Source organism: Chryseobacterium taklimakanense (genome assembly GCF_900187185.1).
Lineage (GTDB): Bacteria > Bacteroidota > Bacteroidia > Flavobacteriales > Weeksellaceae > Planobacterium > Planobacterium taklimakanense.
Genome location: NZ_LT906465.1, coordinates 2,272,139 through 2,285,435, shown reverse-complemented (window position 1 = coordinate 2,285,435; position 13,297 = coordinate 2,272,139). Strand labels below are relative to the sequence as shown.

Annotated in this window: 11 protein-coding genes; 7 read left to right on the top strand and 4 right to left on the bottom strand. The window is 36.9% G+C overall.

The window, feature by feature from the left end:
• Window positions 1–74 precede the first annotated feature (74 nt).
• The 5 genes from CKV81_RS10930 (at window position 75) to ere(D) (ending at window position 6,464) form a co-directional block, all read left to right on the top strand.
• A complete protein-coding gene (locus tag CKV81_RS10930) occupies window positions 75–914 on the top strand; it encodes a toprim domain-containing protein (protein WP_024564046.1) in 840 nt (279 codons plus the stop codon).
• 887 nt (window positions 915–1,801) lie between these two features.
• Window positions 1,802–2,662 (top strand): tyrosine-type recombinase/integrase, encoded by an 861-nt coding sequence (locus CKV81_RS10920; protein ID WP_029728479.1) that lies wholly within the window; start codon window positions 1,802–1,804, stop codon window positions 2,660–2,662.
• Complete coding sequence (locus tag CKV81_RS10915; RefSeq protein WP_024564049.1) at window positions 2,659–3,825, top strand: IS91 family transposase; 1,167 nt, start codon at window positions 2,659–2,661, stop codon at window positions 3,823–3,825. The genes CKV81_RS10920 and CKV81_RS10915 overlap by 4 nt, the downstream gene beginning before the upstream one ends.
• A 374-nt stretch (window positions 3,826–4,199) precedes the next feature.
• Window positions 4,200–4,829 carry a type B chloramphenicol O-acetyltransferase gene (catB, locus tag CKV81_RS10910; RefSeq protein ID WP_035589996.1) on the top strand — a complete coding sequence of 210 codons (630 nt, stop codon included), beginning with the start codon at window positions 4,200–4,202 and terminating at the stop codon, window positions 4,827–4,829.
• A 408-nt stretch (window positions 4,830–5,237) separates the two neighbouring features.
• Complete coding sequence (gene ere(D), locus CKV81_RS10905; RefSeq protein WP_095073170.1) at window positions 5,238–6,464, top strand: EreD family erythromycin esterase; 1,227 nt, start codon at window positions 5,238–5,240, stop codon at window positions 6,462–6,464.
• A 205-nt stretch (window positions 6,465–6,669) separates the two neighbouring features.
• Here the strand turns inward: ere(D) and blaOXA are convergent, their stop codons facing one another.
• From blaOXA to lnu(I), 3 genes are all read right to left on the bottom strand, one after another.
• Window positions 6,670–7,527 carry an OXA-1327 family class D beta-lactamase gene (blaOXA, locus tag CKV81_RS10900; protein ID WP_005938297.1) on the bottom strand — a complete coding sequence of 286 codons (858 nt, stop codon included), beginning with the start codon at window positions 7,525–7,527 and terminating at the stop codon, window positions 6,670–6,672.
• 187 nt (window positions 7,528–7,714) lie between these two features.
• Window positions 7,715–8,881 carry a tetracycline-inactivating monooxygenase Tet(X2) gene (locus CKV81_RS10895; RefSeq protein ID WP_008651082.1) on the bottom strand — a complete coding sequence of 389 codons (1,167 nt, stop codon included), beginning with the start codon at window positions 8,879–8,881 and terminating at the stop codon, window positions 7,715–7,717.
• A gap of 153 nt (window positions 8,882–9,034) precedes the next feature.
• Window positions 9,035–9,805: a lincosamide nucleotidyltransferase Lnu(I) gene (gene lnu(I), locus CKV81_RS10890; RefSeq protein ID WP_008992950.1), complete on the bottom strand. Its 771-nt coding sequence runs from the start codon at window positions 9,803–9,805 to the stop codon at window positions 9,035–9,037.
• Between the two features lie 337 nt (window positions 9,806–10,142).
• Between lnu(I) and CKV81_RS10885 the strand changes: the two genes are divergently transcribed.
• A complete protein-coding gene (locus CKV81_RS10885) occupies window positions 10,143–11,213 on the top strand; it encodes a tyrosine-type recombinase/integrase (RefSeq protein WP_024567409.1) in 1,071 nt (356 codons plus the stop codon).
• Between the two features lie 30 nt (window positions 11,214–11,243).
• Here the strand turns inward: CKV81_RS10885 and CKV81_RS10880 are convergent, their stop codons facing one another.
• A complete protein-coding gene (locus CKV81_RS10880; protein WP_024565583.1) occupies window positions 11,244–11,714 on the bottom strand; it encodes a GNAT family N-acetyltransferase in 471 nt (156 codons plus the stop codon).
• A 671-nt stretch (window positions 11,715–12,385) separates the two neighbouring features.
• On the opposite strand from CKV81_RS10880, the gene CKV81_RS10875 reads away from it, so the two are divergent.
• Window positions 12,386–13,294, top strand: coding sequence for an IS1595-like element ISBbi1 family transposase (locus CKV81_RS10875; RefSeq protein WP_095073168.1), 909 nt, complete (start codon window positions 12,386–12,388; stop codon window positions 13,292–13,294).
• Window positions 13,295–13,297 lie beyond the last annotated feature (3 nt).

Here is a 13,297-nt window from a genome sequence, read left to right as displayed (position 1 = left end):
TATAAAAATAAATTAAAAGTCTTTTTTATTTAAAAGGGAAATGTGGATAAGTAATTTGCATTAAAAGAAAAAAAATGAATTGCGAAAAAGTCAAGCAAAACGTCGGAATTCGGGCGGTTTTGGAGTCGTTCGGGCTGTTTCCGGTCAAAGAAAATCCGAAAACTGCGTTTTATTTTGCGTTGGACCGGGAGGAAAAAATTCCAAGTCTGGCGGTCGATTTTGTCAAAAACAAGGCGTTCGATTTTGGAAATGGAAAAAGTTACGATGTGATTTCAATTGTCCAACAGATAAAGAAATGTTCCGTTTCAGAAGCATTGAAATGCCTTTCAACATTGGATTTTAGAGTTCAAAATGAAATAAAATATCACGAAACTACTGGTCAAACATGCAATCAGATTTTAGAAATCAAAGAAATCCAGCATCCTGCATTAATTCAGTATCTGAAGTCCCGAAGAGTTTTTGAGCAAAAGCATAGGGTTAAGGAAATTCACTACGAATTGAAAGGAAGAAAATATTTCGGAATTGGATTTCAGAATAAGTCCGGAGGTTTTGAGATTCGCAATCCACAGTCAAAAATATGTTTGGGAAAAAAGGATGTGACGTTGATTGTTAATGATAACAATCTCAAGAACGAGATTCTCATATTTGAGGGCTTTTTCGATTATCTGACCTACCGAAATTTAGACAAATCAGATAATTCAAACTGTGATTACTTGACTTTAAATTCAACTGCAATGTTTTTCAAGGTGGAAGAAAAACTGAAACAATATGAGAAAATTTCACTTTTTCTAGACAATGATAAGAATGGGAAATCGGTTAAATTAAAAATTAAAAGTCAATACAAAAATGTAGAGGATTGCTCTTTAATTTATCATAATTTTAAGGACTTGAACGAGTGGTTTTGTAATATTTGATCAGTTTAAATCATTGGAGAAACCATTTTCCAATGAATTTCCTTTAGTTTTCCATTAACAACCACGTCCATTGATTAAGTTTCCCAACTGCGGTTGGGCTTTTACGTTTGCAAATGTAGGACGGCACCACCCACACAAAAAAATCTTTTTGGGTTTCTAAAAAAATTCTTTCCACAAGCTCCAACAATTTTTCCAGACACTCCTAAATCCTTCGGACAAAAAGATTTCAAGCCCGATTCGGAATTTTCTGCCTTTATCCAGCGGAACCGAATCGGGTTTTGTATGGATGGTGCCGTCCTATGTTCATGGGCAAAGAAAAAGCCGGAACCTCAGTTGTACGAATCAAATCAACCATAGACGTTCTTTGAAATCAACGGAAAAACAATAAAAATCCAGCAAAAAATACTGTTTTCTAACTTAATATAAAAAAAGAAAAATGCCGAGTGTCCTCGATACCAAATCAATTCACTCCCAACATTTGACCTTTGACAAAACAAAAATTAACAAAATATTAACATTTTAAAATTTAAGATTATGAACACAATCGTAGGTAGAATTACCAAAAATGCAGAAATCAACACCTTGAAAAACGATAAACAGGTCGTAAACTTTTCGGTAGCACCCAATGACTAAATTACTAAAAAAAGTGGAATTGAAAAGCATATGCGGCTAAATATTTAGGCTTTTCAATTCAAGACTTCATCCCGCATTTTGCCAATACAATGTTGAACTAAACCTTCGGTAGCTTTCTCAGCGCTATATTTAGTTACTTTGTAAAACTAATTAAAAATCAGTAAAATGGCAACAAAAAAAAGAGTGTAGAAGAGCTTAGAGAAAACAAGATCATCAATCAGGCAAAGCGCGAAGTTCCGGGATTTGCGGAGCTTTTGCATAGGTTTGAACGTACGGTTTCTGTATTGGGAAGAAGCCAAAGTACCTTTCAAAATTACTCCAGACACGTCGCTGCGGTGTCGCTACATTTCGGAAAAATTCCTACAGAATTGGATCCCGAGCAAATTCACGATTACCTTTTTTACCTTCAGAAAAAATCAAAATCACCTTCACAGTCGTATTTTAAACACACCGTTTACGGACTTCGATTTCTGCTTAAATCGGAAGGTTTGAGCTATGATTATTTGAGTCTTCCGGAAATTAAAAGAGAGAAAAAACTGCCTGTAGTGCTTAGTAAACAGGAGGTTTGGCAGATGTTGTCCGGCTGTAAACTTTTAAAACATAAAATTTTGATCGGCATTCTTTACGGCTGCGGATTGCGCTGTATGGAAGTTCGAAATCTCCGTTTGTGCGACTTAGATTTTGGTCGAAAACAACTCAAAGTGGTTCAGGGAAAAGGCAAAAAAGACCGCTATTTACCACTTTCCGAACATCTGATTCGTGGGCTCAAAAAGTATATCGAAGCGGAAAAACCGGAAGATTATCTCTTTGGAGAACCTCGTGGAGGGCGTGCTGGTGGCGATTTCGATTCCCGTTACTCCCAGCGCGGCGTTCAGTGGGCGGTAAAGCAGGCATCAAAAACGGCAAATATCCTGAAAGAAGTGAGTGTCCATACGCTTCGGCACAGTTTTGCGACGCATCTTCTGGAAGATGGGATGGATATTTTGAGCATCAAAAATCTTCTCGGTCACGAAAGTATCGATACCACGCTGGTTTATCTTCAAATTGCCCAGCTTTCAACCCAAAAACTCTTTTCACCGCTCGATACCCTTTTTTCAGAATTTGGGAAAAAATGAGCGGTTTAAAAACCTCAAAAAAACAGTCAGTTCAACCTCAATCTCAACCTCAATACGAAGTCGCCGATGTTTTAAACAAATTAGGTTCAAAATTGGAAGATTTAGGACTTAATTCTTGGCAATTACGAACACTTTCAGCGTTGAAAAAATGCCGTACCTCTGCTTTGGGTGGTCATATTGACGCTTGTGATGAATGTGGAAATGTAAGCATCAGTTACAACTCCTGCCGAAACCGTCATTGCCCAAAATGTCAGAGCAAAAACCGAGAGCAATGGATTGAAAATCGGGAAACCGAACTGCTTCCGGTACCTTATTTCCACGTGGTTTTTACGCTTCCTGATGTATTGAACAAAACCGCGCTTCACGAGCCCAAAATGTTGTACGATTTTTTATTTGAATCTGCCTGGGAAACGCTTCAAACGTTTGGTGAAAATCGAGGTTTAAAAATGGGAATGATTGCTGTTTTGCACACTTGGGGGCAGAATCTGAGCCTTCATCCGCATTTGCACTGCATTGTTCCGGGCGGTGGAGTGGATGAAAGCGGAGCTTGGAAAAATCTACGTTCAGACGGCAAATTTTTGTTTCCGGTAAAGGCTTTGAGTAAAGTTTTCAGGGCTAAATTTTGTGAGAAATTAAAAGATAAAAACTTTGAAGAGTATACCAAAATCAGGCAAAATCTGTGGGAAAAGTCTTGGGTTGTTTACGCCAAAAAGCCTTTTGGAAGCCCAAAATCTGTGGTAGAATATTTGGGCAGATACACGCATAAAATCGCCATCAGCAACCAGAGAATCAGGAAAATTGACGCGGAAACGGTAACTTTTTCTTACAAAGATTACCGCCAAAAAGGCATCAAAAAGCAGATGGTTTTGAGCCATGAAGAGTTTATCCGCCGTTTTGTGATGCATATTTTACCGAAAAGATTTGTAAAAATCCGTCATTATGGTTTTTTGAGCAGCACCTGGAAGCGTATCAAACTTAAAAATCTACAACAAAATTTAGGCATCCAGCCCAAAGAAAAGCTTCCGCCAAAAGCTTTTCAGCCGAAATGTACGTGTTGTAAAGATGGAAATCTTGTGACGATTGCCACGTTCGATCTACGAGGTCCGCCAAGTTGGTTTTTGGAGATGAGCCGAAATTTACCTGCTCCTAAATCTGCATTTTAGCGGATTTGGGTAAGGGAAATGTTAACCTAACGTGAAGGAAAGCACGATAAAACCAAGAAAAACTCGCCAAAATCACCCACAAAAAAAGAGACTCTTCTCAAAGTCTCTTGTATCTCTAAAAATCTTTTGTCGATAAACCCATAGTGTGGGAAAATACCCAACCAAAAGCTGCCGAAGGTTCCGTTCAACAGGGTTTTCATTGTTCGTGCTGCGCACGCAACGAAAACTTAGCTATTATGTGTAGTTTTTTTGTATATTTGTCAGATGAAATTATCAGATTAGCATATTTACTTTACGCAACGTATAGGAAGAGAATAGTTTAGTACTATTCTTTGTCTCCTTATTGTCTTATTGTAAATTAAATATGTTAAATAATGAAAAATTTCTTCGAAAGTCCTTTTAAAGGAAAAATAATCAAAGACCACATAACTAATCCCAATATAATTTCGGGTAAATATTCTTATTATTCCGGTTATTATCACGGTCATTCATTTGATGATTGTGCTCGTTATCTGTTTCCGGACAGGAATGATGTCGATAAACTAATTATCGGTTCTTACTGCTCAATAGGGAGTGGTGCAAGTTTCATAATGGCAGGTAATCAAGGTCATAAATATGATTGGATTTCCAGTTTTCCATTTTTTTATATGTCTGAATTTGATGTTTTCAGTAAAAGCCAAGATGGATTTCAAAAAGCAGGAGATACAGTTGTTGGGAATGATGTTTGGATTGGTAGTGAAGCTATGATAATGCCAGGAGTTCAGATAGGAGATGGAGCTGTTATTGGCAGTCGTGCTTTGGTTACAAAAGATGTTGAACCTTATTCAATTGTAGGGGGAAATCCAGCCAAATTAATAAAAAAGAGATTTAGCGATGATGACATCCAAAAGTTGCAGGAAATGAAATGGTGGGAATGGGATGAGGAAAATCTTTTTGAAGCAATGCCAATTCTTTGTTCAAATAAAATCGATTTGTTGTACAAGTTTTTTAGAAAAATGAAATGATAAAAAGAAGGTTCCGGAATTCGGAGCCTTTTTGTTTTAACTGCGTTTGCGGCTAAAATTACACATAACGGGAAACGCATTGGCGAAGTGGCGGATAAATTGGACAAAAAGTTCAATTTAGCGAGAACGTAGCCGATGTGTTTCCACAGAGCTAACTTACAAATAAAAAGCGAATGTGGAACACATTCGGCGGAATAAAATGCAGAAACTTTCAATTTAGCACTTAACCTGCCATTTTGCCAATGCGATGTTATGTGAAGGAATTTTTAGTATCTTTGTATTCAAATAATTCACATTTTATGTATTTCAGCAAGCCTTGGTAATTAAAAATTAAAGTAAATTATTAAATCGTCTTTTTGAGACGGTTGCTATTTGGTACGTTAATTTTTAATTTAAAATAAGGTAATAATGAAAAATATAAAACCCTTAACTTTTCCGTTTAATTCGGAAAATAATACATCCATAAAACAAAGTCTTTTTCGATTTCGAGAATATTTTGATTCTTCTACAATTGTTGGTTTAGGCGAAAACTCACATTTCATAAAAGAGTTTTTTACATTCAGGCATCAAGTTATTGAGTTTTTAGTAACTGAATGTGATTTTGACACCTTGGCATTTGAGTTTGGTTTTTCTGAAGGATTAGAAGTTGATAAGTGGATAAAATCACAAATTCCATTCGACGATTTGGATAAGTTACTGTCACACTTTTATTATCCAAATGAGTTTAAAGATACTTTGCTATGGCTTCGTCGGTATAATCAAGACAATAATAATCAAATTACCTTTTTAGGTGTGGATATTCCTAAAAATGGAGGTTCTTATTTTCCAAACTTTCGTATTGTATCTGATTATTTGCAAAGACTTTCAATCGTTTCTTCTGATGTCTTACAGAAGATTTTAAATCTTGCTGAGAAATTTGATTTCTATTCGACTTCTCAGCTTGCGTTAAATTTATCGCTTTTTGATGAAGCTGAACATAATGAATTAAAAGCATTGCTATTAAAAGTTTACATTCGTTTGATTACTCTTCAACCAAAATTAGAAAGTTTAGAATTTCAATCGATAGTTCATCAAGTTAAAGGCTTGATTTATATGAATTATAATGCTGATGCTATGGAAAGTTTCATTACTGAAAGGGGAATTGAAGGAGATATGGGAGCAAAAGACCAGTATATGGCAGAAAGCATTGATTGGTTTTTGAAAAATTCACTTGGTAAAAAGATTATTTTGGTTGCCCACAATGCTCACATTCAAAAAACTCCGGTAGATTTTGATGGATTTATTAGTTGTTATCCAATGGGGCAAAGACTTTCGATGACTTTTGGAGAAAAATATAAAGCATTTGCAATAACTAATCTACGTGGAGAAACTGCGGCATTGTATCCTGATAATGATTATCAATTTGGCTTTAGGGTTGATAAATTTCCACTTGATTTTCCAGAGTCGGATTCTGTTGAATTTATTATGCAAGAATTTGGAGGAAAAGAATGCTGTTTACTAATGAACAGAAGTACGGAATTAAAAAATTGTAATAAGATTCGATTTGATTCGATGTGCCTAAAAACTGAAATAGAAGAAGCTTTTGACGGAATTTTTCTAATAGAAAAATCAACTGTTTCAGAAGTAGTGGATTGAGAATTTATAAATTTAATTTCGAAACGGCACTTTCTTTTTGGAGGTGCCGTTTTATTCTTTCACATAACGGTTTGGCGCTTGGCGCAGTGGCGGATTTTGGAGCACAAAACTGTCAATACACCACAAAAGTTGATGCGAGGTAGAATGTTCAATTAACCACGTCACCCGCCATTGAGCCAAACGCCTGTTACCTGCTGGCATTCTTTTAAATTATATTCAAGTCTTTAAATACTTTTTTGGTAATTTCTTTTCTGCAACTTCCGAAATCAGACCTTTTCATTTTTCTGTCTTGTAAAAGTCTTGTTGCAAAAATATAAGTCCCATTTTTGGTCTCAATGTACCCTGTCCACCAACCTGTATTGATGTTATTTTCCCTTGTCCAACCTGTCTTAGCCCTTATAGTATATTCTTCATTTTGTTCCGTAATCATTACGTTTTTAACAATGTCAATATTTCGCTTAGAAAAGGGTAATTTTTCTTCATAAAAAGATTTTACAAATTCGACCTGATTTTTAGGCGAAATTGCAAAGTCTCCAAAATTCCAAAAATCGGCTTCAGTTTGGGATAAATTATTGTTTCCATACTTGCTCTCTGCGAGGTGTTTTCTATAGGTATCTTTTCCGATTTTCTTTGCAAGTTCTACAAAAACCCAACCTGCTGATAATTCAAAGGCTTCTTTGACTGGCATATCGTGATAAATTTCGGGTCTATAACCATACTTAACTGTATCTGTACTACCAACCCATTTTATTATTTCGTTTTCATCTTTGATAGTATTAGTTTCAAGAGCAATCAATAAATTTATAATCTTGAATGTAGATGCTGGAAGCGTTTCAATTTCTAATCCAACTGTGTCCGATACAATCCATTTATCATTTCTAATGTCATAAATAGCAATTGTGCCTTCAACTCCGCAACTGTCAAAATAATTTTGGAAGTCGCCCCGTATATTTATGTCGTTCTTAGCCAAAATATTTGATTTTCCATCTGCTTGTCTGTTAGACGAACATCCATAAATAAGGAAAAGTGTTACAATAAAAGAAAATAAACTTTTTGATTTCATTAGTTTCTTGAATTTACGGTTTGGTTTTTTATGCTTGCAGGTAACGTTTGGCAAATTGGCGATGGAGCCGACTTTTAGCACAAATGTTGAATAGAATTACTAATCTTCAACATTGCACAAAAGTTCAATAGAAGTACTTCACCGGCTCTATTGCCAATTTGTTTGTTATGTGCCGTTTTATTCCATTTTATACATTTAACAATTGCTGAAACGTAAAGTCGGGTTTAAACATTTCAATTTCGTTTTGAGTTGATTCTTCTTGTGCTTCTTTGCCATAGATAAACATTTGCTGTTCATAATTTTTAACAGCCTCTTCAATGCTATTAAATTTTCCATCGGCTAGATTATCAGACAATATCAAGGCATCCACCAACCCACTATTTACTCCCTGCCCTGCAAAAGGCGGCATCAAATGTGCGGCATCCCCAATCATTGTTATGGGTAATGGGCGCTTGCTTTTCCAAGGCTTTTCTAAAGGAAATATCCGTGTAGCCAATCCTACAAATGACAACGTCGTATGAATCAATTCTTTGTAGCGTTCGTCCCAATCGGAAAATTCTTTCAGAAGAAAATCAACGACACTATTTCTGTTTTGAAAATCTACCTGCGTTTGGTTTTTCCATTCATCAGGTGTTTTAAAACTTATTCCAAAATGCAATGCACCATTATTATTGGGGTTAGCAAATAATAAATTACCTTGGTGAGATGCCATTAGCCGGTTTCCATTGCATAGCTGAAAAAATCCAGGACAGTTTATCTCTGGTTGATGAATATCGGCTTGTATATTGAAAGTACCTGTTTCTTCAACTTCCGTGTCGGTAACAAATTTTCTTACCTTGGACATCCCGCCATTGGCAAGAATAACCAAATCTGCTGTTTCACTCGGTTTATTCTCAAAAGTTAGTGTCCACTTCTTCTTACCAGGTTCAAGCATAACAAGTTTTCTATCCCAAATAACCGTGTCGTTTTCTAAACTATTCAACAAGATAGCCCTTAAGTCATTTCTGTTTATTTCAGGATTGTCAAATCGATTTTCGGGCTTTACATTTTTTGTGGATAAAATATTGCCTTTTTCATCAGCAATATTTACACCCATTGGTAAGGCTAAGTCATAATAAGTTTGTAACAATCCCGCTTTTTTCATTGCTTCCTGACCTGAACCTTTGTGTAGGTCAAGGGTTCCACCAAAAATTCTTGCCTCTCGGTCGTTGTCTCTTTCGTAAACTGAAACGTCTATGCCGTTTTGCTGTAATAATTTTGCCATAGTCAGTCCAACGGGTCCACCACCAATTATTGCAACGTTCTTATCACTAAGTAAATTCATTTGTTTGTCTGTATCTATTCGCATTGTCATTCAAAAATGGCACATAACGGTCAAGTATAAGCGTAGTGCGGGATTTCGGAGCAATTCACTGTCCGCCCACCACAAAGTTTCTTAGGAGCAAAAATGCTCAAATTTAGCAGTTCAGCCCGCATTACGCTTATACAATGTTGGCGGTAGTTTTTTTTATTCAATTCTCCTTAATACCCCCTTTAATTTTGCTTCAACTCCAAGATTATCAAAAAGTTTTTCAGTCAATGTTAATGTCTTCTTGAAAGCTGTTTTAATATCTGTCGGATCTAATTCTGATGTTGTCTCCTGAAATAACGAATACCAATCTGGGTCTATGTCTTTTTCCAAGCTTTTTGTTGGACTTTCCCAATGTTTGGTTTGGTATGTTTCAATTCTTATTAACCAAAGTAAATATTTTTGAACATTTGATAAGCTTTGGTAAGCGTGAGCAAATTCCTGTCGTTTAATTAAGTTGCTTGTTGTAAGTAAAACATTCAACAATGATTGGCTCAACCACAGGATATTTTCATTTGTTGTTCGATCAGGTACTTTAGTTTTTATTTCTTTGAGCGTGTTAGTCAATAAATCTTCTTTATCTACTAAAATCATCTTGTCAAAGTCGCTAAACTCTACCAAACCGTCCCACGATTTGATAACTTCCATTTGGTCGTTTGTCAAAAAATGAAACTCCCCCCTTATCATATTTTCAAAAATGGCAACTTCACTTCCATACTCGTTGGTAAAATATAATGCCAAAGGATGAATTTGGCTTACCCAATTTTCAGCGGAAAAATTTTCTTTATCCTTCAAGAAGATGTAGAATTCAATATCTGAATATTTGTCCCCTTCATTTTTGGTAAATGACCCGTACATAAATACGGCAGAAATATTTTTATCATTTTGAGCTATTGACTTTGTTTTGTCAATCATTTGTAACTGTGTCATTTTCTAATTTTTTAATATTAACAATCGCCCTTTCTACTTTGCGTATTAAAGGATATTTCAATTCTTATTCTATCTTACAGTTACTTATAGCTTCATTTTCTTGAATGTTTTTCGTTGTTAATTGTTTCTTCAAATTACCGCCAACACTCAAATATATGAATATTTATGAATCAAGCATCATAAAATCGTAATTTTTTTTGAATCTTTATTAAGTATTTGTATATTAATATTTTATAGCTATATTTGGATTGCGTATTTTAAATTATTGGCGGCGGATAACATCCAACGCCATCTGATTTTAGCTTTTTTTAATATATAAAAAATACGCAGTGGTGGTATGGATTTTTCAGACAAAAGATTTCAGTTTTCCTCCGGAACTCACAACGGCTCCAACGTTATTTGGGTGCAGTTTGAAAAAGACCGGCAGCTCATTTCCTTTCTGCGCGAACACACAAAAGCACGGTGGTCCGCCTCACAAAAAAAATGGTATGTTACCGATAACAGGCACTACCGCAAACTTTTTGGGCTGCCCGAGAAAATAACCGGCAAGGCAGTACTCTCCAAAATTCACCTTGTCAATTTGCCGGAGTTCCAGCGTTTCCAGGAACATCTCCTGCTGAAGCGGTACAGTCAAAATACCTTACGCACTTACAGCATAGAATTTGCACAGTTGCTCTACATCCTAAAAAGTTATCCCGTGCAGGAGCTTTCTCCCGAACGTTTGCGGTCTTATTTCCTCTACTGCCACGAAAAACTGAAACTCTCGGAAAGCGAAATCCACAGCCGCATGAATGCCGTAAAGTTTTATTTTGAGCAAGTGCTCCACCGCCAAAAAATGTTTTTCGACATTCCGCGCCCAAAGAAAAAGCTGCTGCTTCCCAAAATGCTCAGCAAAGCTGAAATCAAGAAAATAATAGCTGCCACACTAAATCTCAAACATTCACTTGTTCTGAAAGTGTGTTACGGCATGGGGCTCCGTGTGAGTGAAGTGGTAGCGTTAAAACTTTCCGATATCGACAGTGCGGAAATGCTGGTGCGCATCGAACAGGGGAAAGGTAAAAAAGACCGCATCGCCGTACTTCCACAAAGCTTACTGCCCGAATTGCGGGAATATTACCTGAGCTACCGCCCAAAGGTTTACCTTTTCGAGGGTAAAGAAGGCGAGGCATATTCTGTACGGTCTGCGCAGGCGGTATTTAGGAAGGCGATGGAAAAGGCAGGCATTCGCAAGAAAGTCGGTATTCACGGATTGCGCCACAGTTTTGCCACTCACTTAATGGAAACAGGAACCGATATCCGCTTTATTCAGGAGCTCCTTGGGCATAATTCCATTAAAACCACCCAAATCTACACGCATGTGACAGACCTTTCAAAGTCCAGGATAAAAAGTCCGCTGGATTCTTTATAATTTTTTTCTAAAACGGCTGTTCTTTCCTGTTTAAAAGTGTTTCTCCATTTTGATATTTGCTCTTTCGTAAACTCCACTTTCAAGTTCAACTTCTTCAAACCCATATTTTCTAAATAAATGAATAGCCGATTGCAACGTTGTGTTTGAGTATAAAATAAGTATCGTTATTTGTTTTTGTTTGGCAATATTTAAGCAATGTTCAATCAATATTGTCCCAATACCGTGTCCCTGTGCTTTGTCGCTGACAGCCAATTTACCTAATTCGTAAACCGTTTCACTTTTCTTTAACAGTGAGGCTGTACCAACAATTTCACCATTGAGTTTAGCATAATAAATATGGCCGCCTTTGTCTATGATATGCTTTTGGGGATCTGAAAGTGATGCAACATCACCTTCTTCTATACGAAAATATTTTTCAAGCCACTCGTAATTCAGTGTCTTAATTGGTTCAGATAACTCTTCTGAAAATTCTATGATATCAACCAAGTTTTTTTTACTCATTTGCCGGACAATTACATTTATAGATTTTTTTAAATCGACTGTTCTTCCCTGCTTACATCACTTCTTCCACAGTATAGATCCAATTTAAAACCAAAAATAAATTGGAGAAATAACAGATTTATTATAGATTTTTCTATTTTTTTAAAGAAATTAATAACTTAAAGATCCGCTGAACTAAAGCTTCGGCAGCTTTAACAACCGCCTAAATCTGTAACTTTGTAAAATTAACTAAAAACGGGTAAACCGCCCAAAAAAGAGACTCTTTCAGAAATCCCCTGTAAATCTCTAAAATCCTTCGCCGATAAACCCATAATGCTGAAAAAAAACTCCCGAAGCTTCCGTTAAATAGGGTATCACTGTTCGTTATTCGCACGCAACAAGAACTTAGCTGTTGAACTAAACCTCCGGTAGCTTTTCCCATTTGCCGTTTTAGTAACTTTGTTTTTATTAACCTTTTAAAAACTCATGAAATGGCTAAAAAAAAAAATCTACGGAGGATTTAAGGACCAACTATATAGCTCCAACAGATAATTGTATTCATGATGGCTCCACAGTTAATACAAAGAGTTTGGATATTGTTATGACGTATTTGGGACATTTTAAAATTTAATCTGATTCTCCGCAAACACACCTAATATTTTTAGTATATTAGCGCTCAAAAAGCAGGGATTATGAACATATTCAGTTTTACGGCTCATTTCGGTTCGGAGGAAGATTGTCGTTTGCATTTCAAGGAGCAGCGTGATAAGGAAGGGGTTGTCTGCAAGCGATGCGGGGGCACTTCCCATTATTGGTTACAGGGTAAATGGAGTTATGAATGCAAAGGTTGCCGTTTCCGCACCTCGTTGCGCAGCGGTACGATCATGGAGAGCTCCAAGCTGCCGTTTCTGGTGTGGTACAAAACGATGTTCCTGATGAGTTGCACAAAAAAGGGATTCTCCACCAACGAACTCCAGAAGCAATTAGGATTGAAGCGTTACGAACCGGTATGGGCGATGGTACACAAACTCCGCAGGGCGATGGGCAACCGGGATGCAAGGTATACACTGGAAGGGATGATAGAACTGGATGAGGGTTACTTTTCGGTGGCCAGTAAGGAAATCGAGCGAGGCAAGGGTACACGTGGCCGGGGAGCCGAGGGAAAGCAGAACGTTGCGGTGATGGCCGAAAGCACCCCGTTGGAAGATATCGAAACGGGCAAAAAGGAGAAGCATGTGCGTTATTTCAAGGCCAGGGTACTGGATAGCCATCAAAGTGAAGGAATCAACGGCGTGGTCAGGGACTGCATGGAGGATGATGCCATCGTATTTTCGGACAAAAGCACTTCTTACGTTGACATCTCCGATCTGGTGGAATTGCACGTCACCGAGAAATCAGACGCCAAAACCACCAAGGAAACACTCAAATGGGTGCATATCGCAATCAGTAATGCAAAACGGACATTGCTGGGCAACTACCATAAAATCAAAAGGAAATACTTACAGTTGTATCTCAACGAGTTTATTTACAAATTAAACAGACGGTATTTTGGAGACAAACTCTTTGACAGAATAGTAATTGCGAATATAACAGGTGCATAAACG